This window comes from Desulfomicrobium escambiense DSM 10707 (assembly GCF_000428825.1).
Lineage (GTDB): Bacteria > Desulfobacterota > Desulfovibrionia > Desulfovibrionales > Desulfomicrobiaceae > Desulfomicrobium > Desulfomicrobium escambiense.
This window is the reverse complement of record NZ_AUAR01000005.1, coordinates 107,345-131,980: the sequence shown is the minus strand read 5'-3', so window position 1 is coordinate 131,980 and position 24,636 is coordinate 107,345. Positions and strand designations below refer to the sequence as shown.

Sequence of the window (24,636 nt, the reverse complement as noted above, 5' to 3'; positions counted from 1 at the left end):
TCTAGAGAGGTTCGATCACAAGCTGGCGTCCGCTCAGGCTGACCTGGACGGAGGAGCCGTTGAAATTCCCGGGAAGGTCCTCGCTGACCCGGTACAGACCGGCCACCGAGATCAGTTCGGCCCGCAGTTCCGTGCAGAAGATGCGCGCGCCCTCGAAACCCATGGCCCCGGCCAGGGCCCGGCCGCGCAGGGGCGCGTAGATGTGGATGTTGCCGTCGGCGATGACCTCGGCCCCCTGGCCCACCGGAGCCAGCACCACAAGATCGCGGCCCCGGGCGTAGACCTGCTGGCCCGAACGCACGGGCTTCTCCACGACCATGGCCCCGGTTTCCGCCGGGGGGGCGGGGACGCTGCCGGTCCGGGGCGCCTCGGCCCTGTTCCCGGAAAACACGCCCAGATGCAGGTCAGCGGCCTGACGCTCGTGGGCCTCGCCCCCGCCCTGGATGCCCACGGGCGTGAGGCCGTGGTCCCGCAGCAGCGCAGTGAGGCCCGGCACGTCCAGTTGGTCGCGCATGGCTCCCAGGGCCGAAAAATCCATGATCACCGCCAGGCCTCGCAGAAAGTCCGGCGTCTCGGCCAGGCGGGCGGCCACGTCCCCGGCCAGCGCGGCCAGATCCGTGGTCAGGGGGCGGAACAAGGTGCACGGGGCGACCTTGCCCTTGAGTTCGAAGGACGACACGCGAATGTCCTTAGCGGGTTAAGTGTTGCGGATGCGGTTCGCGTCGAAACGAACGGCGGGTTTACCGAGGGACGGCGGCGAAGACAAGCCCGGTCTCACGGCCATCCGCGCCCGGCCCTTGACGGGCGCGCAGGTCTCGCCGATGAAAATGAATTACGCCGTTTTTCCACCCGAGGTGCTCATGGACATCCGCCACGTCATCGAACACGAAATCCCCTTCGACCATTTCCTGGGCCTGGTGGTCGAGGAGATCCGTCCGGGCTACGCGCGCCTGCGCATGCCCTTCCGGCCCGAATTCATCGGCGACCCGCGCCGGCCCGCCCTGCACGGCGGCCTCATCTCCATGCTCGTGGACACCTGCGGCGGATCGGCCGTGTGGGCGGCCTGCTCGGTCCGCGACCGCGTGGCGACCATCGACATGCGCGTCGACTACCTCCGCCCGGCCGACCCGGCGGACCTCATCGCCGTCGGCGAGGTCCGACTTTTGGGCAACCGCGTGGGCAACGCCACGGTGCAGATTTTTTCGGCCGCAAATCCGGAAGTCGTCATTGCCGAAGGCCGGGGCGTGTATAATATACGAAAAGCGGGCGCCAAGGCGCCGGACATCGTCCAGGCCAAGGCGCACACCCCTACCCGTGAGGAGGTACCATGAACGCTTCAGCCCTGGCATTTGTCATCGCCGCCGTGTTGTTCCTGTTCCAATCCCCGGCAGCCACGGCGGGCACCGTCGTCGACGAATGGGCGGCCGCAAAGGCCCCTGCGCCCGTGGAACTCAAAGCCGTGGAGGTCAACGCCACGGACACGGCACTTCTTGTCCTCGACATCGAGGAGAGAACCTGCAACATGGAAACCCGTCCGCGCTGCGTGGCCTCGGCACCCCGCATCGGCGAGTTCCTGGTCAAGGCCAGGGCGGCCGGAATGCCCGTTGTGCACAGCCTGACCAGCCGGGGCACGCCCGACACCATCCTGCCCCAGGCCCTGCCCCTGCCCGGCGAACCCATCGTCCAATCCACGGTGGACAAGTTCTTCCGCACGGACCTTGAGGCCATCCTGGAAAAACTCGGCGTGCACACGGTCATCGTCACCGGCACCACGGCCGAAGGCGCCGTCCTGCACACGGCAACGGGAGCGGCCATGCGGGGCCTCTCCGTCATCGTGCCCGTAGACGGCATGTCGGCGGCCACGCTCTACGCCGAGCAGTACACGGCCTGGCACATGCTCAACGCCCCCGGCACCCGGGCCAAAACCAGCCTGACGACCCTCGGGGCCATCACCATCAACGCCAAGTAACACGCCGGAAACCCGGACGCACCGAACGCACATGCAGCTTCTGAGCACGGACCAACTGCGCATCCTGGACGCCATCAGCCAGGGTACGGTCATCTTGAAGGACGGCATCATCCGCCACGCCAACGCCTGTTTCGCCGCGTTCTGCAAGACCGGCCAGGCCGGGTTGCCGGGCCATCCCATTTTCGACTTCGTCATCCCCAAGCACCACCGCCGCGTCGGCAGGTACCTGGAATCGATCCCGACCGACAGCTCGGTCTGCGCCGCCGGCAAGCTCGAATTCACCCTGCGCGACATAGACGGCGCGGAATCCTTCATGATCATGCAGGCCCAGGCGGTCGCCCATGACGGCGTCCCCGCCCTGCTGTGCTCCCTGACGGACATCACGCAGAGGACCAAGGCGGAACGGAAGCTCAAGCGCATCCTGGACTCCATCCCCGAGGTCATCATCGCCTTCGACCGGGACCACTCGCGCATCGAATCGGCCAACCACGCCACCGAAGGGCTCTACGGCCTGCCCGCTGAGCAGTTTGTGCGGAACATCTTCCACCCGATCGACCTCGTCTTCCCGGACGATGCGGACAAGGTCCATGCGTTCTACGCCGGCCTCGTGGCCAGGGAGTTCGACCGCATCGAGTACCGCATCGTCCACGCCAACGGCGACATCCGCTGGGTCCGGGACGAGGGCGAGGTGGTCTTCAAGGAGCAGGGGTTGGGCAGAGTCCAGCAGGTCTACCATTTCATCAAGGACATCACGGACCGCAAGAACGACGAGGAGCGGCTGCGCATCAACGAACAGAAGTACCGCCGCATCTTCGAGAACTCCACGGACCCCATCTTCGTGGCCTCGGCCGACGGCACCTTCACCGACATCAACCAGGCGGCCGTGCACCTCTTCGGCTTCGCCTCGCGCGAGGAAGCCCTGGCCGCCAATGTCGGGGACCTTTTCCCCAACCCCGGGAAACGCGACGCCTTCATGGCCCTCATCGACGAGGCCGGCGGCGTCACCGGCCAACCGTTCAGGCTGCAGACCCGCAACGGGGAGATGGTGGACGTGGCCGTCACCGCGGGGTGCCGCCGCAACCGCAACACCGGGCGGCCCGAGAGCTACCAGGTCATCCTGCACGACATGCGGGCCCTCATCGCCCAGACGGAAATCGAAACATACAGGCGGACCATGGGCGGCCTGTCGGACCGGCTGAACAACATCGCCCAGGTCCAGCTCATGGAGCTCGGGCTCATGCTCGACTACATCGACGCCCTCAAGGCCGCCCGTGACCCGGAACGCTCGGACCAGCTGCTCGCACGCATCCTCGAACAGGCCCGCGAGGTCGAACGGAGCCTGCAGGAACTGCGGCACCTCGGCGAGAAGATCCGGCGCATCTACCACGCTCCCGAGCCGCCGGTGCCGGTGCCGGACGGGACGGGCGGCATCCTCTTCGACCTCAAGTAGGCCCGGCGCGCAGTGGGGACGGCGACGGCCCGCCCCTTGACCGGCTCCGGGAATCGGATGAGAGAGATGAAATCCCCCGACGCCGGATGCCTCCGGCCGGCACCGAACCGCAGCGCGAGGACATCCCATGCCCAGCACGCCCGCATCTACCGAAGACATCCTTGCGGCCACGCAATCCGGACGGCAGACCGTCCTTGACGTCCTGCCGCCGGAGCACTTCGAGGCCCGCCACATCCCCGGAGCGCGCAACGCCTGCGTCTACGAGGTGACGTTCCTCGACCAAGCGGCCGCCCTGGCGCCGGACAAGACCGCCCCGATCATCGTCTACGGCGCGGGCGAAGGCTCACTGGACGCCGTGACGGCCGCCGGCAAGCTGCACCGGGCCGGGTACGTCAACGTGTCCGTGCTCCACGGCGGGTTTCCGGCCTGGCAGGCCGCGGGGCACCCCCTCGAAGGAACACGGGCCGACGAGCACGACTCGGCCCACCCGGTCCTGGAACTGCGCAAGGCCCGCTACGTGGCCGTCCCCGCGGAATCAACCCTGATCTGGACCGGTCGCAACGCGGGCGGCAGGCACACCGGCACCCTGGCCATGCGTGAAGGCACGCTGATCCGCGAAGGCGAAGGGTTCAAGGGCATCTTCACCCTGGCCATGGACTCCATCGCCAACACGGACCTCGCAGGCACGGACCTGCAGCCCGTGCTGGAGAACCATCTGAAGTCCGACGACTTCTTCTTCGTCTCCCATTTCCCGACCTGCACCGTGGAGATCACGGACATGACGCCCGTTCCGGACGCCCCGGCCACACTGCCGAACTTCCGCGCCACAGCGGTCATGACCCTGCGCGGGGTGGCCCGCGAGATCGCGTTCGACGCCCACGCCTGCCCCCTGGCCGAAGGCAGGCTGGCCCTCATGGCCCATCTGGACCTGGACCGCACCATCTGGGGCGCACTGTACGGCTCGGCCAGGTTCTTCAAATACCTGAGCTACCATGTCGTGCACGACATGATCAGCGTCGACCTGCGCGTCGTCCTGGAGTGAGCCGGGGGAACTTCGGGGAAATCAGGAAGGGAATGCCCGGGCGAATCCGGCCCTGGCCTCCTGCACGAAGGCGCGGACCCGATTCGGGTCCTTGAAGCCGTCCGGCGCCTCGACGCCCGTGTGGACGTCCACGGCGGCGGGCCGCACGGTCAGGACGGCCTCGCGAACATTGTCGGGGTTCAGGCCGCCGGCAAGAATGACCGGCAGCGGGGAACACCCGACCAGCGCGGAACTGACGGCCCAGTCGTGGCGCAGGCCCGTGGCTCCGCTGGCCCCGGTGGATGGGTCGAAGGTGTCGGTGATGAAGGCGTCGCAGACCGGGGCATAGACCCGCGCGAACTCGTCGGGGCCGAGGTCCTCGCGGCCGACGACATAGCTCTTGATGATGGCGAGGGGGGAAAGAGCCTTGATGCGGGCCAGGGTCCCGGGGGGGACGTCGGCGTGCACCTGCACGATGCCGACGCTCAGGAACCGGCACAGTTCCACCAGGCGGGACGGGTCGTCCTCGTAGGTGATGAGCACGCAGCACGCGGGGCCGACCGCCTCGATGACCGCCCGCGCCTCGGGTTCGGACAGGTCGGGCGCATGCACGGGCAGGCGCAGGGGAAACCCGAGCAGGTCCGCCCCGCACTCGCGCAGCATGCGCGCCTCCTCCAGGCCGCGCACCCCGGCCACCTGCACGAGGCCCTGGATGGCCAGGCCCCGGGTCCGCCGCATCACTTCTTCTTGGATTCCCTGATCAGATAGCGGGCCGTCTCCAGGTCGTAGATCGAGGTCGGGTCGCCCTTGGAGCCGCGCTCCTCGAACATCCTGGCACCACGGCGCACGATGTCGATATCGATCCAGCCGTGCTTTTCCCAGATCTCGGGATGGTCCACATTGCTCAGCCTGAACTCGATGCTGCCTTCGTTCTCGCGCACGTACATGCGGATGCGTTTGTTGGCCGGGTTCGGGTAATAGAAGATTCCGTCCTTGTCCTGCACTGTCGCCTCCAGAAAAATGTTTGTTCCCGGGACTTTCAAAGCCAGCGACAATTGTCAATCCCCAGACAGGCGTCGGCGGCCCCGGCCACGACCCCCCAGCGCCGTCCTCGATAGGGCCGAATCGTCAGCACCGCGCCTCCTGCCGCGACAAAAGGAACGTCGCGCAGCTTTCCTCCACTTCGAAAATTCAGTTTGACAATCAAACATCTCATCTTTATTTGAGCATCAAGATTTCAGCCAATCAAACGAAAAGAGGCTCCACATGCACGACCATTCCTGTTCCTGCGGCCACCATCACGAGCACGAGCACGGCGAGCGCGGCACGCGCCTCGTCTTCTGGCTGACCATGGCCACCATGGCCGCGGAAATCGTCTCAGGCTGGCTCTTCGGCTCCATGGCCCTGCTGGCCGACGGGTGGCATATGGCCAGCCATGCCGGGGCCATGGCCGTGGCCTGGTTTGCCTACGTCTGGGCCCGCCGCAACGCCGACAACCCGGACCTGGTCTTCGGGGCCGGCAAGGTCAACGCTCTGGCCGGGTTCGCCTCGGCCGTGGGCCTGTTCCTCGTGGCGGCCTTCATGGGCGCGGAGTCGATCATGCGCCTCGTGTCGCCCGTGACCATCTCCTTCGGCCCAGCCACCCTGGTGGCCGTGGTCGGCCTGGCGGTCAATCTGGTCAGCGCCTGGTGGCTGCGCGACGAAGACCACTCCCACGCCCACGACCACAACCTGAAGGCCGCCTACATGCACGTTCTGGCCGACGCCCTGACCTCGGTCCTGGCCATCTTCGCCCTGCTGGGCGGCAGGTTCTGGGGCCTGGCCTGGCTGGACCCGGTCATGGGCATCGTCGGGGCGCTGGTCGTGGGCCGCTGGGCTCTGGGCCTGCTGCGCCAGACCGCCCGGGTCCTCCTCGACCACCGCGCCGACCCGGTTCTGCACGACGACATCGTGCGCCGCCTTGAAAACGGCGGCGCGGTCAAGGTCCGCGACCTCTATGTCTGGAACGTGGGCCCCAGGCGCCTGGCCGCCCACGTCACGGTCGAAGACGCGGCCCCGCGTCCGCCGGAGTTCTACAAGGAACTCATCGCCGAGGTCCCGGACCTGGAGCGCGTCACGGTCGAGGTCCACGCCTGCCCCTGCCCGGCCGAAGCGCAGACCGGCGAATGTCCGGGGGGCGGCCATGCATGACCTGGAGCGCCTGAGCGATCTGCTCATCGAATTCTACGAAAAGCTGTCGTCCTGGGAGCAGGCAGTGGTCAGGGACACGTCCATCACCCTGCCCCAGATGCACACCCTGGAGATCCTGGGCCAGCAGTCCCCGCTGCGCATGAAGGAGTTGGCGGCAAAGATGGGCGTGACCACGGGCACGCTGACGGTCAACGTGGACCGCCTGGAAAAGCAGGGGCTCGTGGCGCGCATCCCCCACGAGACCGACAGGCGTTCCATCCTCGTGGGACTGACCCCTGCCGGAGCGGAACTCTTCCGCGAGCACCACGACCATCACCTGCACCTGACCCGCGAACTGCAGGCCGCCCTGAGCCCGGAGGAGACGGAGCAGTTCGCCTCCATCCTGGCCAAACTGACCCAAGCGCTCTAGGCGCTCCGGCACGCGCAGGCGGCAAAAAGCGCTGGAAGCCCGGAGCCACTTGGGCTACCTTCCCCGGCACGAGACAACGGCGGGCTCCCGGCCCGCCAAAACCAACCGGTGGAATCCAGCATGAACATCGCGCCCTTCGACGATCCCTACACCTCCCCCGAAATCCAGGTCGGCCCCGTCTCCAGGCTCTTCCCGAGCCTCGCCTTCTACGCCCGCACCCTGGCCATCGTCTGCGAGGCGGCCTGGCGGACCCGCGGCGGCTACTCCATGGCGCAGTGGGCCGCCGACAGCATGACCTTCATGCGCCGGGCCGAGGCCGCCGGAGTGCGCTTCCACATCGAGAACACCTCGGCCTACGCAAAGCTGGACGGTCCGTGCGTGGTCGTGGCCAACCACATGTCGACCATGGAGACCTTCTGCCTGCCGGGCATTCTCGCCCCCCACAAGCCCGTGGCCTACGTGCTCAAGCGCAGCCTGACCAGGTACCCCGTCTTCAACCGGGTGGTAAACGCCATCGAGCCCATCGCCGTGGACCGCGTCAACCCGCGCGAGGACTTCAAGACCGTCATGGACGAGGGGCAGGAACGCCTGGCGCGCGGCATCTCGGTCATCGTCTTCCCCCAGACCACGCGCACGCCGGGCCTGGACCGATCGGCCTTCAACACCATCGGCATCAAGCTGGCCAAGAAGGCCGGCGTGCCGGTGCTGCCCCTGGCCCTGAAGACCGATGCCTGGGGCGTGGGCTCCCTCATCAAGGACTACGGCTTCATCCGCCCGGAGCTGCCGGTGCGGTTCTGCTTTGGCGAGCCCATCCGCGTCGGCGGCGCGGGCAAGAACGAGCACGAGGAGGTCATGGAGTTCATCCACTGGAAGCTTGAAGCCTGGAAAACGGCATGAAGAAAAAAGTCTGCATCCTCTACACGGGCGGCACCATCGGCATGAAGCCCACCCCCCAGGGCTACGCCCCCGAGGCGGGGTACCTGGGGCTGGTCATGGCCTCCATGCCCGACTTTTCGAGCCCCGAGATGCCGGAGTACGTCATCCGCGAATACTCGCCACTCCTGGATTCCTCCAACATGGGCCCCAGACACTGGCTGGCCATCGCCCGGGACATCGCCGACCTGTACCGTGACTTCGACGGGTTCGTGATCATCCACGGCACGGACACCATGGCCTACACGGCCTCGGCCCTGCCCTTCATGCTCGAGGGGCTGGCCAAGCCCGTAGTCCTGACCGGGTCGCAGATTCCCTTGTGCCGGGTCCGCAGCGACGGCCGCGAGAATCTCGTGACCGCGCTCATGGTCGTGGCCCAGACGCACATCCCCGAGGTCTGCCTGTGCTTCGGCAACCGCCTGCTGCGCGGCTGCCGCGCGACCAAGGTCGACGCGGCGGGCTTCCAGGCCTTCGACTCGCCCAACTATCCGGACCTGGGGCACATCGGCGTGACCATCCGGCCGCACCCCGAGCACATCCTGCCCGCGCGGCCCGTGAACGGCCTGACCGTCCACCCGCTGTCCGACGCCAGGGTCGGCGCCCTGCGCCTCTTCCCGGGCATCTCCGCAGACCTCGTGGCCAACGTGCTGCGCTCCCCCCTGCAGGGGCTGGTCCTCGAAACCTACGGCATGGGCAACGGCCCCTCCGACGACGCGGGCCTCATGGCCGTCCTGGCAGAGGCCTACGAGCGCGGCGTCGTCATCGTCAACTGCACCCAGTGCCTGCGCGGCACCGTGGACCAGGGCGGGTACGCGGCCGGGTCGGCCCTGGCCCGGGCCGGGGTGGTCTCGGGCGCGGACATGACGGCCGAGGCGGCCCTGACCAAGATGATCTACCTTTTCAGCCTCGGCCTCCCGCCCAGGGACATCCGGGCGCAGATGCCGCGGAACCTGCGCGGCGAGCTGACCGAAAGCCATGCCCGGAGCTGAGATCGAAATCCTGTACCGCGACGACGACCTGGTGGCCGTGCACAAGCCGGCCGGGCTCCTGGTCCATCGCAACGCCCACGCCGGTCGCGAACCGTTCCTGCTGCAGACGCTGCGCGACATGTTGGGGACGCGGCTCTACCCCGTCCACCGCCTGGACCGGCCCACCTCGGGCCTGATGATCATGGCCCTGTCCCCCGGCGCGGCGGCAATCCTGGCCCGGCAGTTCGCGGCCCAGGAAGTCCGCAAGGCCTATCTGGCCGTGGTCCGCGGCTTCACGGACGAAGAGGGCGTCATCGAGTGGCCCCTGAAGAGCGAGTCCGGAGCCGAAGTCCTGGCCCGTACCGAATTCACGCGTCTGGGCATCGCGGAACTCCCCCATCCCGTCGGCCCGCACCCCACGGCCCGTTACAGCCTGGTCCGGGTCGAACCCCGCACGGGCCGCACCCACCAGATCCGCCGCCACTTCGCCCATATCCGCCACCCCCTCGTCGGCGACGTGCTGCGCGGCGACGGCCGCCAGAACCGCTTCTTCCGCGAGCAGTTCGGCGTGTACCGCCTCCTCCTGGCCAGCGTCGAGCTGAGCTTCCGCCATCCCTCGGACGGGGGGGACATCCACCTGCAGTGCCCCCCGGACGAGGAAATGCGAGCCCTCTTCTCCAAACTGGGCTGGGCCTGACCGATCCCCCGAAAAAAGAAAGGCCCGGAAATCCGGGCCGTTCAGCCGGCGGTCTAGCCCGCCAGAATCTCGATGCGCCTCGGCTTGAACCGGGCCGCCTTGGGCAGGAAGAGCTCCAGCAACCCCTTCTTCAGGGAGGCGCGGATGCCCTCGCGGTCAACGCCGTCGGAGATGGTGAAGGTGCGGACGTATTCGCCGTCCCCGAACTCTACGTGCAGGGCCTTGGCGTTCTCCTCGCGCGGGTAGACCGCCCTGCCTCGCACCTCGAGTTCATTCTCCCTCAGGTCTATGGACAGGCCGTCCTTGCCCACTCCGGGCATGTCGACGAAGATGTGGAAGCCGTCCTCGCGTTCCAGCACGTCGGTGTTGGGGCGAAAGCGGGGCAGGGCCGGGGTCGTCTTTTTTTCAAGATCGTTGGTCATGGCGTCGTCTCCTCTTGCCGGACGCTCACTGCGCGTCGATGGAAATGGTCAGCGGACGGCTTTCCCTGGCCTTGGGCATAACCACCCGCAACAGCCCGTCCTTCATGGTCGCCTTGATGCCGTCGGCCTGGACAGGGACGTTCAGGTTGACGATCCGCTGGAAGCTGCCCGTGGGGCGCTCCTGGCGATAGTAGTTGCCGACCTCGTTCTTCTTGGCGCCCCTGATGATGAGGCTCTTCTCGTTCAGGGTCAGCTCGATGTCGCCTGTATCCATGCCGGGTATCTCGGACGTCACGATGATCTCGCCGTCGCTCTCGCTGATGTTGACGGGAGGATAGGCGACCCGGCGCTGGCTCAGAGAGCTCGGCTTCCAGAGTTCCTCGAAGAAGCTGTCCATGTTGCGGGGCAGATCGTAATATGAGCTGAAATCGATAACCATGGGTGACACCTCCTGGCTTTTGATGGCACATAACTAACCACGATCCCCGGGGCGTCAAGCCGGACGCGGTGTGCGGACATGGCCCAGGCCCCGGAAAGGCGCCCCCCCCCTTCAACCCATACACGGAGAAAGCATGTCGAAATCAATCAAGGGCACACGGACCGAAAAGAACCTCCTGACCGCCTTCGCCGGCGAGTCCCAGGCACGCAACCGCTACTCCTTCTTCGCCAAGCAGGCCCGCAAGGAGGGCTACGTGCAGATAGCCGACATCTTCGCCGAGACGGCGGACCAGGAGATGGTGCACGCCAAATCCTTCTTCAAGCTCCTCGAAGGCGGCGAGGCCGAGATCACCGCGACCTTTCCGGCGGGACGCATCGGCACGACGCTCGAGAACCTGCTGGAGTCCGCCGACGGCGAGCAGCACGAGTGGGGGCACATGTACCCGGACTTCGCCAAGGTCGCCCGCGAGGAGGGGTTTCCCGAGATCGCCTCTCTGTTCCAGGCCGTCTCCGTGGCCGAAAAGCACCACGAGCGCCGCTACCGGGCCCTGGCCAGGAACGTCGAGGAGGGAAGGGTCTTCCAGCGGGAGGAAAAGATCAGCTGGCGCTGCCGCAACTGCGGCTACGTGCACCAGGGCGCCAGGGCCGCCGAGCGCTGCCCTGCCTGCGACCATCCCCAGGCCCATTTCGAGGAACTGGCCGAGAACTGGTAGCGCCGGGGGTCAGGGGCGCTTGCCCGGCACGAAGGTGGAGCGCAGGAATCTGGGGTGGAAGAAATACAGCGGGTTGGCCACGATGGCGTCGGGCAGGATGTGGTACCAGCGGTAGCCCAGGTCCCGAAAGACGCGCCGGGCCTGGTCACGGCAACCGGCCTGGCGCGCCGCCAGCAGGGCTGCGTCCCGTTGGCAGCGCGACGAGGCCACCAGCCGGAAGACCCTGGGGCGGAAGCCGTAGCGGGACAGAAGACCGCACAAGCGCTTGAACTCGCGGTAGCGGGACAGGGCGTCGGCCTGGCACAGGACCACGCCCCAGGCGAACAGCCCGCTCAGCGCCGCCCAGCCCCAGGCCAGCCAGGACGGTTCGGGCCCGGCCAGGACAAGACGCGCCTCGAGGCCCGTGACCACGGACAGGGCTGAAACCTTGAGGGTGGTCAGGTGTGGGAAGGGCGCCGCCTGCAGGTAGCGCAGCAACTCGTACGCGATGGTCCGAAACATGGACGAAAAATCGCCGCTTCCGGCGATTTCGTCAAGCCCGGCCGCACTCGGGCAGACGCGACCGCCCACGACGGAAGGCCCACCCCGTCATGACGGCCAGGACCGCCAGCACGGGCCAGGCGGACATGGCCAGCATCACACCGAGCGCGCAGGCCAGGAGGCCCGAGAGCACCCGCATGGTCCCGGAGGCAAGGACGCGCGTCCCGGCCAGCAGCGCCATGATGGCGTTGGACAGGAAAAAGGCGTTGGCCATGGCCACGAGGTCTTCCAGGCCGAGCACGCCGGACAGGTTCAGCCCCAGCACCGCCAGATGGATAGCCGTAAGGGCCGTGGCCGCGGAGGCCGGGGCTCCGGCGCTGTTGCGCAGCCCAAGCATGGCGGGCAGCACCCCGTCGGTCGCCATGGCCGAGACAAGCCGGGCCACGGCGCCGGTGAAGGCCAGTTCGGTGACGAGACACAACGCCACGGCCAGCACCGAAAGAAGCAGCGCGCTGCCCGGCCCGAAGACCGGCACGAGGATATCCGTCATGCTGCGGCCGCCCACGCCCTGCATGGCCGCGGCCACGACCAGGGTCACTCCGGCGATGACCGCCACGCTCAGCACCACGGAACGCGGGATGGTACGCTGCGGGTCGCGGATTTCGGCCGAGTAGTTGCCGATGATCTCCCAGCCCACCACCGTCCAGAAAAGCAGCAGCAGGCCGTAGCCGAACCGCGCCGGCTCGAAGGGCGTCGCGGGCAGGGGCACCGACGCCCCGGATGCGAGGCTCCCGATGCCGCCGACGAGAAGCAGGACCGCGGCTCCCGTGGACAGGATGAAGGCCGCTCCGCCCAGGGAGGTGATCCGGCGCAGCAGGAGCGCCCAGATGACCACGACCAGCCCGGCGGCCACGAAGCCGTCGCGGACGAATCCGCCCAGCCCCATGTATTTGGCGGCCGTCAGGGCCACGGCCACGGGTCCGACGCAGACCGCGCCCAGGAGGAAGAACGAGGTCAGGGTCCTGGCCCGGGAGCCGAAGGCCTCGGCCACGCACTGGCTCACGCCGCTGTCGCCGGGAAAGAGGATGCTCATGCTGCCGAACACGGACGCGAAGAGCGCCCCCACGACCGTGATGACCACCCAGGCAGGCAGAGCCCAGTTCCCCAGCAGCTCGTAGGCCAGGGGCGGCAGGATGATGATGCCGGACCCCAGGATGGGGCCGATGATGAAGCCCGTCAGCAGGACCGGGCCGAGTTTTCGCGCGGACATGTACCCTCCTTGTCTCTGACAGCACGGCTACCCGCAGGGATTTGACAAATCCAATGCTCATTTGTGAAATCGGCGTTCGACAAAACCGAACGGAGCGAAAATGGAGCTGTTTCAACTGCGGTCCTTCCAGGCCGTGGCCCAGACCGGGAACCTGACCAGGGCGGCCGAAGCCCTGCACCTGAGCCAGTCGGCCCTGTCCGTACAGATCAGAAACCTCGAGGACGAACTCGGGGTGGAGCTGTTTGCGAGGCAGGCCAAGGGCATGCGGCTGACCCCGGCCGGAGAGGCCCTGCTGCCCCATGCCGGGGACATTCTGGAGAAGTCTGCGGAGATGGGCCGGGCGGCCCTGCACCTGCGGGGGGAAATCGGAGGCAGCCTGAACATCGGCCTCAACACCGACCCGACGTTCCTGCGCCTGAACCGCGTCATCCGCGCCGTGACCACGGCCCTGCCGCGGGTGTCCCTGACCTTCTGCATCAGCCAGACCCTGACCACGGAGGGGATGCTGCGGCGCGGCGAAATGGACATGGGCTTCGCCTTCGGCACCGGCTTCCCGGCCGACGTGACGGTCGTGGAGCTGGCGACCACGCCGGTCAGCGTGGTCGTGCCGACGCATCTGGCCCAAGACCCCTCGAACCTCGACTGGCGCCGCATCGCGGCCATGCCCTGGGTCTGGACCACCTGCCAATGCCCCTTCCACCTGCTCTGCCAAGAGCGCATGGACGAGGCCGGGGTGCGCCCCAACACCGTGACCGAAGCCGTGGACGAGAACATCGTCAAGGAGCTGGCCCTAGGCGGCCTGGGCGTGACGCTCCTGCGCAAGTCCGAGGCCCTGGACGTGGTCCGGCAGGGGGCCGGCGTCATCTGGGAGCCTGGCGAACTGCAGGTCCCCTTGAGCCTGACGTGGCTCGCCAGGCGGGACGGCGACCGGCTCATCGCGAGCGCGGCCGCACAGATCGCCGCCATCTGGCGGGAAAACGGAGAGGATGCGGGCTAGAAGCGGCCGCTGCGCACCATGCGCGGGTGGGTCATCTTCATGGGATCGAGGGCGTCCTCCAGCTCCTCCTGGGTCATGAGCCCCTTTTCCAGCACCAGGTCGTAGACCGCCTTGCCCGTCGAGGCCGCCTCCTTGGCGATGGCCGCGGCTTCGTCGTAGCCCAGATAGGGCACGAGGATCGTCACGATGCCGGCCGAGGCCCGCACCAGTTGGGCGCAGCGCTCGCGGTTGGCCGTGATGCCGACGATGCAGCGGTCCTTGAGGATGCGCATGGCCCGCACGAGCATGTCCATGGTCTGGAAGAGGTTGAAGGCGATGATGGGCTCGAAGACGTTGAGTTCAAGCTGGCCGGCCTCGGCGGCCATGGTCACGGTCAGGTCGTTGCCGATGGCCTGGAAGCAGACCTGGTTGACCATCTCGGGGATGACCGGATTGACCTTGCCCGGCATGATGGACGAGCCCGGCTGGCGGGGGGGGAGATTGATCTCGCCCAGGCCGCAGAAGGGGCCCGAGGACAGCAGGCGCAGGTCGTTGCAGATCTTGGAGAGCTTGACGGCCACGCGCTTGAACACCCCCGAGAGCTGCACGAAGGCGCCCGTGTCCGAGGTGGCCTCCACGAGATTGGGCGACTTGGTCAGGGGCAGTCCCGTGATGTGCGCGAGCTTCTCGCAGACGAAGGCTGCGTAGGCCGGCACGGTGTTGATGCCCGTGCCGATGGCCGTGGCGCCCATGTTGATCTCCATCAGGAGCTTGCGGCATTCCTGGATGCGCTCCATGTCCTCGCCCACGGTCACGGCCCAGGCCGCGAACTCCTGGCCGAGCGTCATGGGCACCGCGTCCTGGAGCTGGGTGCGGCCCATCTTCAGCACGTCGGCGAACTCCGCGCCCTTGGCGGCCAGGGCCTCCACCAGATCCTCCATGCTGCGCATGACCTCCCTGATCTTCCAGATGGCCGTGATGCGCAGGGACGTCGGGTAGACGTCGTTGGTGGACTGGGAGAGGTTGACGTGGTTGTTGGGATGGCAGAAGGCGTACTGCCCCTTGTCGTGGCCCATGAGTTCCAGGGCGCGGTTGGCGATGACCTCGTTGGCGTTCATGTTGACCGACGTGCCGGCCCCGCCCTGGATGACGTCGACCACGAACTGGTCGTTGAACTTCCCTTCCCGCACTTCCCGGCAGGCGGCCATGACGGCCTCGGCGATGACCGGGTCCAAAATGCCCAGTTCCAGGTTGGCCAGAGCCGCGGCCTGCTTAATGCACGCCAACGCCTCGATGTGCAGCGGATAATGGGAGATGTGAATCCCCGTGACCTGGAAATTCTCCATGGCCCGCACGGTCTGCACCCCGTAGTAGGCGTGTGCCGGGACCTTCCTATCGCCGAGGGAATCCTTTTCGATCCGGTATTCCATATCTCCCCCCTTTACGCGCCATTGTCTTGCGTCCTAGTGTGGCGCTGAAATTCCCCCTAACCGGAGACAGCCCGATGCGAAAGACCTTTTTCATTCTGGCGACCCTGACATTTCTGGCCGGCCCGTCATGGTCCGCAGATCTGCGCTGCCAGGGCGACCTCATGACCCCCGGCACCATCATCGCCAAGGTGCGCAAGAAATGCGGCGACCCTCTCTGGGAGGAGCGCGTGGGCGAGATCACGGTCAGGCGCGCAGGCCAGGAGGTCCTGCTCTACGTCACGGAAATGACCTACGAAGTGAGCGGGGGCTACTACGTCCTGACCTTCGAAGGCGGGGAACTCAGGAAGACGGAATATTTCCAGAACTGAAACGCCCGGAGTGCGTCATGCAGGTACGAATTCTCTATTGCGGCGTGTGAGCTGGCTATGCCAAGCGCGCCGCAGGTCTTGCGGACAGACTGCGCGTCGAGTGCGGCGCATCGGTGAGCCTGAGCCAAGGAAGCAGAGGCTCCTTTGAGGTCTTCGTCGATGACCGCCTGGTCCATTCCAAGCTTGAAACAGGCCTCATCCCGAAAGACGAGCGGATTGCCCAAATCCTGCGGACTTCCTGTCAACAGCCCTGAATTGCTGCAACTTCACCGCGCGAACCAAAAAAACCTTTCCAGAATTTTTCACGTGGCGTATGGTTCATCATAATCCCATTCCCTGTTCTCCGGCGCATCGGCCGGGGACGCACGGAAGAATCCCGTGAAGCTCAGCGCATACAAGGGGACGCCATGAACCATCTCATCATCTTCTGCCACCCGAACCCCACGAGTTTCAACGCGGCCATAGCCGATTCCGTGGAGGCGGTCTCCTCGGCCATGGGGCATGACATCCTCCGCCGCGACCTTTACGGCATCGGCTTCAACCCGGTGCTCGGAAGGGTCGAACTTGAAGCGCCGCCGCACATGCGGGCCCAGGACGTCCGACAGGAACAGGAGTTCGTCTCCTGGGCCGACATCCTGACCTTCGTGTACCCGGTGTGGTGGACGGGCATGCCGGCCATGCTCAAGGGCTATTTCGACCGGGTCTTCTGCCAGGACTTCGCCTACGCGCTCCACGACAACATGATGACGGGCCTTTTGAGCGGCAGGAAGGCCCTCATCTTCAGCACCACGGGGCTGCCCAGCACCGTCTGTGACTCGCGGGGCATGCACGAGGCCATGGCCATGACCACGGACACCGGGATTTTCGAACTCTGCGGCATCGAGGTGCTCCATCACGCCTTTTTCGGCAGCGTGGCATCCGTGTCGGAGGAGGTCCGCAAATCCTACCTGAGCGAGGTCGTGGCCATCGTCTCAAGGCATCTCTAACGCTTTTGTCCCAGAGGATTACGCCAATGGACCCGATATTCGAACGCCTGACCTACATCTTCGACCCGCTGCACCATTTCTGGGAGCACGAGCGCATGCACCGCCGCTTCGCCCTGGGGCTCATCGTCGTCTTCCTGGGCGCCATGGCGGGGATCGAGCTCAACAGAAACGGCCTGCTGCCGGCAGCCCTGGCCGCGCACACCCCAACCAACCATTTTCACGCCGTGAACCTGGCCTTCACTCTGGTGCTGATTCTTGAGGTCGTGAGCCTCATCTTCACCCTGCCGTGCTCCTTTTCCAGATCCGTGGGCAAGCAGTTCGAGATCCTGTCCCTCATCCTCCTGCGGGACGCCTTCAAGGAACTCTCCCATTTCGCCGAGCCCATCACCATCGGGACAGAACTGACCAAAGTCTACCATATCCTGGGCTACGGCTTCGGGGCCCTGGCGGTCTTCGCCCTGCTGGGCGTCTACTACCGCATCCAGCCCGCCAAGAAGCAGGACATGGGCCTGCCCCACGACCTGTTCCGGTTCGTGGCGGCCAAGAAGGGCATCGCCTTGCTGCTCCTGGGCACCTTCGTCACCCTGGGCCTGAACAATCTCTACAACAAGTTCGCGGGTCTGCCGCACATCGACTTCTTTCCCGTCTTCTATACGCTGCTGATCTTCACCGACATCCTGGTGGTGCTCATCTCGCAGTGCTTTCGGCCCTCGTTCCACGCTGTGTTCCGCAATTCGGGCTACGCCCTCTCGACCCTCTTCATCCGGCTGGCTCTGGCCGCCCCGGCCATGTACGACGTGGCCCTGGGCATCGTCGCCGCCCTCTATTCCATCGCCCTGACCCTGGCCTGGACCAGGGTTTTCACCACCAAAGGATAAACATGAAGATGCCCCTTGTTTTCGTCGGCCACGGCAACCCCATGAACGCCATCGAGGACAACGAATTCAGCCGCGCCTGGACGCAGCTCGGCCGCGAGTTGCCCCGCCCGCGGGCGATCCTGTGCGTCTCGGCCCACTGGGAGACTGACGGCACCTGCGTGACATCGGCCCAGATGCCCGAGACCATTCATGATTTTTCGGGATTCCCGGCGGAACTGAACCATATGGAGTACCCGGCCCCCGGCTCCCCAGCCCTGGCCCGCAAGGTCATGGACTCCACGCGCTACGCTCGCATCCGGCACGACCGTTCCTGGGGCCTGGATCACGGCGCCTGGTCGGTGCTGTGCCGCATGTACCCGCGGGCCGACATCCCCGTGGTCCAGCTGAGCATCGACGCCGGGGCGCCGCCGTATTTCCACTACGAACTGGGCCGGGAACTCGCCCCCCTGCGCAAGCAGGGCGTGCTCATCATGGGCAGCGGCAACATGGTCCACAACCTCGGGGTCATGGCCTGGCAGGATGAAGGGTTTGAATGGGCCGTAGAAAGCGACGCGGCCATGGCCGGCCTCATCGCGTCCGGGGACCACGACGCCCTGGTCGAGTACGAAGGGTTGCCCCACGCCCGCCTTGCCATCCCCACGGAGGAGCATTACCTGCCACTGCTGTACATTCTGGGGGCCATGGACCCGGGAGAGGGGACGAGCTTCTTCAACGACCGGGTCACCCTGGGCTCAATTTCCATGCGCGGGCTGAGAACCGTCTGATTCCCCAAGGGAAACGGACCGTTAGCCGCCTGTATACTTTGCCTGGAATTCTGCTACGAGGCGTCCGAAACGCGAGATGAACCCATGACCAAGCCATTGCGATGCCTTCTGGTTGACGACGAACTTCCCGCCCTGGACGAGCTGTCCTTCCTCCTGTCCGGGTTCGACGACGTCGAGATCGCGGGTACGGCCAGGTCCGCAGGACAGGCCCTGGAGGAAATCGCGCGGCTCAGACCCGACGTCGTCTTTCAGGACATCCAGATGCCGGGGGGCACGGGGTTCTCGGTGCTGGAGCGGGCCATGCTGATGCCCGAGGCACCGCTTTTCGTCTTCGCCACGGCCTACGACCAGTACGCCATCCGCGCCTTCGAGGACAACGCCGTGGACTACCTGCTCAAGCCCGTGTCCATGGAACGGCTGGCCAAATGCCTGAACCGTCTGCGCGCCCTGACCAGCCGGGCCGCGCCCCAGGCCGGCCCACAGCCCGATTTCCGATCCATGCTGCGGGGCATGGGCCTCGGACCGGCGCTGACCCGCCTGTCCGTGGAAAGCGGGGGACGCGTCCTGCTCCTGGATCACGGGGAAGTGGTCTTCATCCGCACCGAGGAACGCCGGACCATGGTCCACACCCGCGACGGGCGGTTTCCGCTCCACGGACCATGCACCCTGGACCGCCTCGAACAGCGCCTCGAACCACTGTCCTTTTTCCGCGCCAACAGAGCCGAACTCGTCAACCTGGCCCAGGTCCGCGACTTCGCACCCTGGTTCAACGGGAAATACGTTCTGACCATGCGTGACTGCGCTTCAACCGAAATCACCGTCAGCAAGGGCCGGGTGCGCGACTTCCGCGACCGCCTGGGCCTGGGCTGAAAAACACCGACATGAACCCAGACGCCCTCGTACTCGCCCTGGCCGAACGGCTCGGGCTTATCGTGGCCGGAGCTTTCCTGCTCCTGACCGTGACGCCCATCCACAAGCTCCGTCTCCAGCAGGGGCCGCAGTGGCGCACGACGCTGCTGCAGATCGCATTCTTCGGCACCGCCGGCATTCTCGGCACGTACGGCGGCAACCTCGTCTTCCAGTCCGTGGCCAACCTGAGGGCCATGGCCGTGATCACGGGCGGCCTCTTCGGCGGGCCGTTGGTCGGCATCGCATCGGGGCTCATCGCCGGCGGGCATCGCATCCTCATCGACATCGGCGGGTTCAGCGCCGTGCCGTGCGGGCTGTCGACTATGATCGAGGGCGCCGTGGCCGGCCTTCTGACCCTGTACCTCAAGGAGCGCAGCGTCGACTGGCGCTGGGCAGCCGGGCTGGCCCTGGTCGGCGAAACCATGCACATGGGCATGGTCCTGGCCCTGTCCCACTCGTTCACCCAGGCCCTGGAACTGGTCCGCATTATCGCCCCATCCATGATCATCCTGAACACCTTGGGCGCCGCGGCCTTCGTGCAGGTCATCAATGTGGTTTTCCGCTTCCGGGCCCGGCAGGACTCGATCCAGGCCCAGGAACTCCTCGACATCGCCAATGCCACGGTCAGCCATCTGCGGGCCGGCCTGACCCTGGAAAGCGCCTCCGCCACGGCCCGCATCATCCATTCGCGCGTCGCGGTCGGCGCCGTGGCCATCACGGACCGGGTCAACGTCCTGGCCCACGTCGGCCAAGGCAGCGACCACCACCTCGCCGGGCGTCCGGTGGTCACCAGCGCCACGCGGGAAGTGCTCGAAACCGGCGAACCCATGTACGTCAGCCACAAGGACAACATCGGCTGCGCCCATCCTGGCTGCCCCTTCGCCTCCGCCGTCATCATCCCCCTGCACAAGGGCGGCAACGTCGTGGGCACCCTCAAGTTCTACGGCACGGCCGGCCGAACCCTGGACCTCATGCTGTTCGAGCTGGCCAAAGGTTTGGGCAACCTCTTCTCGACCCAGCTGGAGCTCGAAAACATCCAGATCACCGAGCGCATGCTGGCCCACGCCGAAATTCGCCGCCTGCAGGCCCAGATCAACCCGCACTTCCTCTTCAACTCCCTGAACACCATCGCCTCCTTCTGCCGGACCAGCCCGGAAAAGGCGCGCAGCCTCCTCCAGGATTTGTCCAGCTACCTGCGCAAAAGCCTGGACGCGAGCAAAGGGTTCATTCCTCTCTCCGAAGAGCTGGACCAGATCCGCTGCTACCTGGCCATCGAGCAGGCCCGCTTCGGCGAAAGGGTCCGGGTCAACTTCGATGTGGAGGAAGGCTGCGAATCATGGCCCATCCCGCCGCTCATCATCCAGCCGCTGGTTGAGAACAGCGTGCGGCACGGCATCCTGACCCGTGAGGACGGGGGCGAAATCAGCGTCCAGATCCGCCGCAAGGAAGAACACCTGCACGTCGAAGTGCGCGACGACGGCGTGGGCATGGTCCCGGACCAGGTGGACAAGCTTTTCGACAAGACGCGTCTCGACTCCCGATCCGGAGGCATAGGGGTGCGCAACTGCTTCCAGCGCCTGGAGCAGATTTTCGGGCCCTCGTATCTCCCGTCGGTGGTCAGCGCCCCGGGACAGGGCACGAAGGTGGATTTTCTGCTGCCCATGCCTGCGCAGATCTGAGCCGTTCATCACCCCATACGGAACATTCAAACACCATTTGCGGCAATTGGCGCGAGGGGTGTTGCCCGCCTATTCACTGCTGAGGTAATGGTCGTCCAGGCTCCCGTGGCAGCCCCGATGCGGGGGCCGCCCACCTTACGACCAATTTTTCCAAAGGAGTGAGACATGTTCTATTTCTTTCTTGCCTGCGCGGCGCTCATCGCCGGGTATTTCGTCTACGGCAAGTTCGTGGAGGCGCAGTTCGGCGCAGACACATGCCGGGCCACTCCGGCCTGCCGGCTCGAGGACGGGGTCGACTTCGTCAAGATGAACCCCAAAACCATCTACATGATCCAGTTGCTCAACATCGCGGGCCTCGGCCCCATCTTCGGGCCCATCCTCGGCGCACTCTACGGCCCGGCCGCCCTGGTCTGGATCGTTCTGGGCAGCATCTTCGCCGGAGCGGTGCACGACTACTTCTCGGGCATGATGTCCGTGCGCTACGACGGCAAGTCCATCCCCGACGCCGTGGGCTACAACCTGGGCGCCTTCGCCAAGCAGTTCATGAACGTCTTCTCGGTCATCCTGCTGCTCTTGGTCGGCGTGGTCTTCATTCTCGGACCGGCCAAGCTCCTGGCCAACAAGATCGGCTTCGACCTGGACAAGAACGTTGCCGTGGTGATCTGGACCGCCATCATCTTCGCCTACTACTTCCTGGCCACCATGATGCCCATCGACAAGATCATCGGCCGGCTCTACCCGCTCTTCACGGTCTGCCTGCTGATCATGGCCTTCGGCCTGTCCGGCATGCTCATCGTCGACGGCTACACCTTCTTCCCCAACGGCGTGGGTCTGGCCAACGTGCACCCCAAGGGCCTGCCGATATGGCCGCTCATGTTCATCACCATCGCCTGCGGCGCCATCTCCGGCTTCCATGCCACCCAGTCGCCCATGATGGCGCGCTGCCTGCCTGACGAGAAGTGCGGACGCCCCATCTTCTACGGCGCCATGATCGGCGAGGGCATCATCGCCCTGATCTGGGCCACCCTGGGCATGACTTTCTACCAGACCCCCGACGCCCTGCAGGCCGCCCTGGCAGCCGGCGGCCCGGCCGCCGTGGTCGATCAGGTCGCCACCACCCTCATGGGCCCCATCGGCGATTTCCTGGCCATCATCGGCGTCATCATCCTGCCCATCACTTCGGGTGACACCGCCTTCCGCGCCGCCCGACTGATCATCGCCGACTTCGGCAAGATCGAGCAGAAGTCCATCGCCAAGCGCCTGATGATCGCCGTGCCCCTGTTCGTGGTCGGCTTCATCATCACCAAGACTGACTTCAACGTCATCTGGCGCTACTTCGGCTTCGCCAACCAGACCCTGGCCACCATCGTCCTGTGGGCCTCGGCCATGTACCTGGTCCGCCACGGCAAACTGCACTGGATCGCGACGATCCCGGCCACCTTCATGACCGCCGTATGCGCCACCTACCTCTGCGTGGCCCCGGAATTCCCCATCGCGGTGAGCTCCGACATCGGTTACCCCATCGGCATCGCCGTGGCCGCAATCTGCTTCGTCCTCTTCATACTCAAGGCGCGCAACACGCCTGTCGAAGCCGACGCCGTCGACTCCCCCGGAGTCATCGGCTAGCTGACTGTTGAAAAACTCAAAATTCCCAAGCCGTTCAAAAATGAAGTGAAAAAAGCCAGGCCGCACAGTGTACATTCGCATACAAAGCGGGCTGGCTTTTTCCACTGACGCAGCAGATCGCTGTTTTGGGACGGCCTGCCAAGGTTTCCCTCACGCGGTGCGCCCTTCTTCTGACCGACCGGCCCGAAGAAGGGCGCATCGCCTTTGATTTTCCCCCAGTCGGACATGAAGCGGAGCATCGACCGACGTCCCCGCCCCCTATTGCGAAGCATCGGGAGAAAGAGCGACGTCAACAGCCCTCCACGTCCGGCCCGACCTCGACCATCCTCCGGAATTCAACGCGTGTCCCGCAAAAACACGTAAAGAATTCATCGCCCGCAGATTGATGAACGCATCCTTCGGAAACCCGTAAACCACCCGCGATCTTCAAGGACTGCCCGGAGCCGTTGCGCCGTCGGTCGCACTTGGGGGGCAAAGGAAAGACCCTTACGGAGTTCTCTCCACTGTCCTCCGGCCAAGACAGACGGCTTTTCTGGCTCAAGGCCCCTTGCCGCGGCCTCGTTAGCGGGCAGCATCTTGAAGGGATGCAAGCCTGTGATCAGCTCATAGACAGTGCAACTGGCTGAAAAGACATCGCCCCGCGGGCACGGATGCGCTCCTCGCAGGCACTCGGGACTGGCATGCAGCAGGCTCAAGCCCGGGACACGCGCTCGGCCCGGCAGCCCCTGCACCACATTGGCGCCGGTAGCCCCCGAACGCCCCAGAACCTGCGCGACATTGAAATCAAGAAGGACCGTCCTTCCATCCTGTTCCAGAAACACATTGGCGGGCTTGACGTCCCCGTGAACCACACCCTGGGCATGCAGATAGGCCAGTGATTCAAAAATACTGGCGCCCAAGACGACGCCTTCGCAGCCCAGACCGGCCGGATGGCTCCCGAGCGCCGCATGGGCAGAGGCCCCCTCCAGCAGTTCCATGCTGAAGCACAGTCCCCATCCTTCGCGGTGCAGATCGAAAACGCGCACAACCCCAGGATGCACGAGATGACGCAAGGTGAAGTACTCCGCGGCCAGGGTCGCCTGAGCCTGACGGTTCTGAATGACCTCGGGCAGAAGTCTCTTGACGGCCACCACGGGCCGGGAATCACCGCATTCAACCCGCCGCAGATCAATTGCGGAGAAAACCTCGCATATGCCTCCCGTGCCGAGCCGGGACCGCAGGACAAACCTGTCGCCGCCAACGGCCGACACCCCGGTCGAAGCCGGCAGCGCCTGACAGGAAGGACTCTCGAAAGCCCTGGACCGATGCCGTCTTTTCCTCGTCATGGTCAGCCTCCGGAAAGGAAGACCGTAACCACGGTGGCGTCGTCGGGATGCCCGCACCCATGCAGAGCATCGACTATGCCCAAGGCGGCATCCCTGGCCCTTGGCCTGCCAAGATGGGCGGACAGTACTTCCGGGGAAATACAGTTCGAAAGGCCGTCCGAGCAAAGCAGAAACCTGTCCCCCCGGAGCAGGGAAAAAGATGCCGAGTCCAGCCTCAGGACATCCCAGATACCCACTGCGTTGGTCACGACATTGCCACGCACCATGCGCCCCGCTTCGTGAACCGTGAGTTCCTTGCGATCGATCGTGCGTTGCCGCACGGTATGATCTCGCGTGCACTGGTACAGAACATTGCCGCGCCGCAAGTAACAGCGGCTATCTCCCGACCAGAGGCAGGCGGCACGGTCACGATGAATCAGCAGAACCACGATCGTGCTGGCCGAGAATCCATTGGCGCCCTGGCGCATTTCACGGTTGGATCGTTGCAGAAGATGCCTGACATTGCCGATGTGCGCGTCGAGAGACGACGGCGCGGGCGTCCGCATGAGATTCCTCACCAGAAGCTGGCTCGCTTCCCGGCCCTGGCATACGCCCCCAACTCCGTCCGCCACGCTCCAGAGAAGACGCTCGGGCCAGTTCAGAAACGCATCTTGGTTCTCCGCGCGGGCAACGCCCTGCCTGGTGACCCCCCAGGATTCCACCGTAACGACGCCCCCCCGTGAAGCCGGCATCATG

29 protein-coding genes and 1 pseudogene are annotated in these 24,636 nt (G+C 65.7%); 19 read left to right on the top strand and 11 right to left on the bottom strand.

Annotated elements, in window-relative coordinates; all coding sequences use genetic code 11:
- Nucleotide 1: 1 nt before the first annotated feature.
- On the bottom strand, nucleotides 2–679 hold the full coding sequence (gene minC / locus G394_RS0106145) for a septum site-determining protein MinC (protein ID WP_051306995.1): 678 nt from the start codon (nucleotides 677–679) through the stop codon (nucleotides 2–4).
- Between the two features lie 142 nt (nucleotides 680–821).
- Here minC and G394_RS18210 point away from each other — a divergent pair, with 142 nt between their 5' ends.
- The 4 genes from G394_RS18210 (at nucleotide 822) to G394_RS0106125 (ending at nucleotide 4,461) form a co-directional block, all read left to right on the top strand.
- The gene (locus G394_RS18210; protein WP_342663405.1) at nucleotides 822–1,331 is read left to right on the top strand and encodes a PaaI family thioesterase; all 510 of its coding nucleotides are present in this window, start codon (nucleotides 822–824) and stop codon (nucleotides 1,329–1,331) included.
- Nucleotides 1,328–1,969, top strand: coding sequence for a cysteine hydrolase family protein (locus G394_RS18205; RefSeq protein ID WP_043774875.1), 642 nt, complete (start codon nucleotides 1,328–1,330; stop codon nucleotides 1,967–1,969). The genes G394_RS18210 and G394_RS18205 overlap by 4 nt, the downstream gene beginning before the upstream one ends.
- 31 nt (nucleotides 1,970–2,000) lie before the next feature.
- Nucleotides 2,001–3,419: a PAS domain-containing protein gene (locus G394_RS0106130; RefSeq protein ID WP_028576910.1), complete on the top strand. Its 1,419-nt coding sequence runs from the start codon at nucleotides 2,001–2,003 to the stop codon at nucleotides 3,417–3,419.
- Nucleotides 3,420–3,546: 127 nt separating this feature from the next.
- Nucleotides 3,547–4,461 (top strand): rhodanese-like domain-containing protein, encoded by a 915-nt coding sequence (locus G394_RS0106125; RefSeq protein WP_028576909.1) that lies wholly within the window; start codon nucleotides 3,547–3,549, stop codon nucleotides 4,459–4,461.
- A 21-nt stretch (nucleotides 4,462–4,482) separates the two neighbouring features.
- Here the strand turns inward: G394_RS0106125 and G394_RS0106120 are convergent, their stop codons facing one another.
- A complete protein-coding gene (locus tag G394_RS0106120; RefSeq protein ID WP_043774873.1) occupies nucleotides 4,483–5,178 on the bottom strand; it encodes a phosphoribosylanthranilate isomerase in 696 nt (231 codons plus the stop codon).
- Entirely contained in the window at nucleotides 5,178–5,444 is a 267-nt protein-coding gene (locus tag G394_RS0106115) for a hypothetical protein (protein ID WP_028576907.1), read from the bottom strand. Before G394_RS0106115 ends, G394_RS0106120 begins: the two co-directional genes overlap by 1 nt.
- 262 nt (nucleotides 5,445–5,706) lie before the next feature.
- Here G394_RS0106115 and G394_RS0106110 point away from each other — a divergent pair, with 262 nt between their 5' ends.
- From G394_RS0106110 to G394_RS0106090, 5 genes are all read left to right on the top strand, one after another.
- Complete coding sequence (locus tag G394_RS0106110) at nucleotides 5,707–6,630, top strand: cation diffusion facilitator family transporter (protein ID WP_028576906.1); 924 nt, start codon at nucleotides 5,707–5,709, stop codon at nucleotides 6,628–6,630.
- Complete coding sequence (locus G394_RS0106105; RefSeq protein ID WP_028576905.1) at nucleotides 6,623–7,039, top strand: MarR family winged helix-turn-helix transcriptional regulator; 417 nt, start codon at nucleotides 6,623–6,625, stop codon at nucleotides 7,037–7,039. The genes G394_RS0106110 and G394_RS0106105 overlap by 8 nt, the downstream gene beginning before the upstream one ends.
- Nucleotides 7,040–7,159: 120 nt before the next feature.
- Nucleotides 7,160–7,936 carry a lysophospholipid acyltransferase family protein gene (locus tag G394_RS0106100; protein ID WP_028576904.1) on the top strand — a complete coding sequence of 259 codons (777 nt, stop codon included), beginning with the start codon at nucleotides 7,160–7,162 and terminating at the stop codon, nucleotides 7,934–7,936.
- The gene (gene ansA, locus G394_RS0106095; protein ID WP_028576903.1) at nucleotides 7,933–8,961 is read left to right on the top strand and encodes an asparaginase; all 1,029 of its coding nucleotides are present in this window, start codon (nucleotides 7,933–7,935) and stop codon (nucleotides 8,959–8,961) included. The genes G394_RS0106100 and ansA overlap by 4 nt, the downstream gene beginning before the upstream one ends.
- Complete coding sequence (locus G394_RS0106090) at nucleotides 8,948–9,637, top strand: pseudouridine synthase (RefSeq protein WP_028576902.1); 690 nt, start codon at nucleotides 8,948–8,950, stop codon at nucleotides 9,635–9,637. The genes ansA and G394_RS0106090 overlap by 14 nt, the downstream gene beginning before the upstream one ends.
- 53 nt (nucleotides 9,638–9,690) lie before the next feature.
- Here G394_RS0106090 and G394_RS0106085 read toward each other — a convergent pair whose 3' ends face one another.
- A complete protein-coding gene (locus tag G394_RS0106085) occupies nucleotides 9,691–10,059 on the bottom strand; it encodes an Hsp20/alpha crystallin family protein (RefSeq protein WP_028576901.1) in 369 nt (122 codons plus the stop codon).
- A gap of 25 nt (nucleotides 10,060–10,084) precedes the next feature.
- On the bottom strand, nucleotides 10,085–10,498 hold the full coding sequence (locus tag G394_RS0106080; RefSeq protein WP_028576900.1) for an Hsp20/alpha crystallin family protein: 414 nt from the start codon (nucleotides 10,496–10,498) through the stop codon (nucleotides 10,085–10,087).
- Nucleotides 10,499–10,631: 133 nt separating this feature from the next.
- Between G394_RS0106080 and rbr the strand changes: the two genes are divergently transcribed.
- Nucleotides 10,632–11,210 (top strand): rubrerythrin, encoded by a 579-nt coding sequence (gene rbr, locus G394_RS0106075; RefSeq protein ID WP_028576899.1) that lies wholly within the window; start codon nucleotides 10,632–10,634, stop codon nucleotides 11,208–11,210.
- A 9-nt stretch (nucleotides 11,211–11,219) separates the two neighbouring features.
- On the opposite strand, the gene G394_RS0106070 is transcribed toward rbr, so the two are convergent.
- Both G394_RS0106070 and G394_RS18200 read right to left on the bottom strand, forming a co-directional pair.
- Entirely contained in the window at nucleotides 11,220–11,711 is a 492-nt protein-coding gene (locus G394_RS0106070; protein WP_028576898.1) for a hypothetical protein, read from the bottom strand.
- A 31-nt stretch (nucleotides 11,712–11,742) separates the two neighbouring features.
- Nucleotides 11,743–12,960, bottom strand: coding sequence for an APC family permease (locus G394_RS18200; RefSeq protein ID WP_051306994.1), 1,218 nt, complete (start codon nucleotides 12,958–12,960; stop codon nucleotides 11,743–11,745).
- A 100-nt stretch (nucleotides 12,961–13,060) separates the two neighbouring features.
- Between G394_RS18200 and G394_RS18195 the strand changes: the two genes are divergently transcribed.
- Complete coding sequence (locus tag G394_RS18195; RefSeq protein ID WP_051306993.1) at nucleotides 13,061–13,957, top strand: LysR family transcriptional regulator; 897 nt, start codon at nucleotides 13,061–13,063, stop codon at nucleotides 13,955–13,957.
- Here G394_RS18195 and aspA read toward each other — a convergent pair.
- On the bottom strand, nucleotides 13,954–15,366 hold the full coding sequence (gene aspA, locus G394_RS0106055; protein WP_028576897.1) for an aspartate ammonia-lyase: 1,413 nt from the start codon (nucleotides 15,364–15,366) through the stop codon (nucleotides 13,954–13,956). The genes G394_RS18195 and aspA overlap by 4 nt on opposite strands.
- 74 nt (nucleotides 15,367–15,440) lie before the next feature.
- Between aspA and G394_RS0106050 the strand changes: the two genes are divergently transcribed.
- From G394_RS0106050 to G394_RS0106020, 8 genes and pseudogenes are all read left to right on the top strand, one after another.
- Nucleotides 15,441–15,734 (top strand): DUF2845 domain-containing protein, encoded by a 294-nt coding sequence (locus G394_RS0106050; RefSeq protein WP_028576896.1) that lies wholly within the window; start codon nucleotides 15,441–15,443, stop codon nucleotides 15,732–15,734.
- Between the two features lie 65 nt (nucleotides 15,735–15,799).
- Nucleotides 15,800–15,988, top strand: a pseudogene (locus G394_RS21825) (Rdx family protein); the annotation flags it as partial.
- 153 nt (nucleotides 15,989–16,141) lie between these two features.
- Nucleotides 16,142–16,720: an NAD(P)H-dependent oxidoreductase gene (locus tag G394_RS0106045; protein ID WP_028576895.1), complete on the top strand. Its 579-nt coding sequence runs from the start codon at nucleotides 16,142–16,144 to the stop codon at nucleotides 16,718–16,720.
- Between the two features lie 26 nt (nucleotides 16,721–16,746).
- The gene (locus G394_RS0106040; protein ID WP_028576894.1) at nucleotides 16,747–17,598 is read left to right on the top strand and encodes a hypothetical protein; all 852 of its coding nucleotides are present in this window, start codon (nucleotides 16,747–16,749) and stop codon (nucleotides 17,596–17,598) included.
- Nucleotides 17,599–17,600: 2 nt separating this feature from the next.
- Nucleotides 17,601–18,362, top strand: a complete 762-nt coding sequence (ygiD, locus tag G394_RS0106035; RefSeq protein WP_043774872.1) for a 4,5-DOPA-extradiol-dioxygenase — start codon at nucleotides 17,601–17,603, stop codon at nucleotides 18,360–18,362.
- Nucleotides 18,363–18,446: 84 nt separating this feature from the next.
- The gene (locus tag G394_RS0106030; RefSeq protein ID WP_028576892.1) at nucleotides 18,447–19,232 is read left to right on the top strand and encodes a LytR/AlgR family response regulator transcription factor; all 786 of its coding nucleotides are present in this window, start codon (nucleotides 18,447–18,449) and stop codon (nucleotides 19,230–19,232) included.
- An 11-nt stretch (nucleotides 19,233–19,243) separates the two neighbouring features.
- Nucleotides 19,244–20,950: a LytS/YhcK type 5TM receptor domain-containing protein gene (locus G394_RS0106025; RefSeq protein ID WP_028576891.1), complete on the top strand. Its 1,707-nt coding sequence runs from the start codon at nucleotides 19,244–19,246 to the stop codon at nucleotides 20,948–20,950.
- A gap of 165 nt (nucleotides 20,951–21,115) precedes the next feature.
- Complete coding sequence (locus tag G394_RS0106020; RefSeq protein ID WP_028576890.1) at nucleotides 21,116–22,576, top strand: carbon starvation CstA family protein; 1,461 nt, start codon at nucleotides 21,116–21,118, stop codon at nucleotides 22,574–22,576.
- Here the strand turns inward: G394_RS0106020 and G394_RS21125 are convergent.
- The 3 genes from G394_RS21125 to G394_RS0106010 form a co-directional block, all read right to left on the bottom strand.
- Nucleotides 22,573–22,815 (bottom strand): hypothetical protein, encoded by a 243-nt coding sequence (locus tag G394_RS21125; RefSeq protein ID WP_156902473.1) that lies wholly within the window; start codon nucleotides 22,813–22,815, stop codon nucleotides 22,573–22,575. The two genes, G394_RS0106020 and G394_RS21125, sit on opposite strands and share 4 nt — an antisense overlap.
- 129 nt (nucleotides 22,816–22,944) lie before the next feature.
- On the bottom strand, nucleotides 22,945–23,901 hold the full coding sequence (locus tag G394_RS18190; RefSeq protein WP_051306992.1) for a serine/threonine-protein kinase: 957 nt from the start codon (nucleotides 23,899–23,901) through the stop codon (nucleotides 22,945–22,947).
- A 2-nt stretch (nucleotides 23,902–23,903) separates the two neighbouring features.
- Nucleotides 23,904–24,635, bottom strand: coding sequence for a PP2C family protein-serine/threonine phosphatase (locus G394_RS0106010; RefSeq protein WP_028576889.1), 732 nt, complete (start codon nucleotides 24,633–24,635; stop codon nucleotides 23,904–23,906).
- Between the last annotated feature and the right edge of the window lies 1 nt (nucleotide 24,636).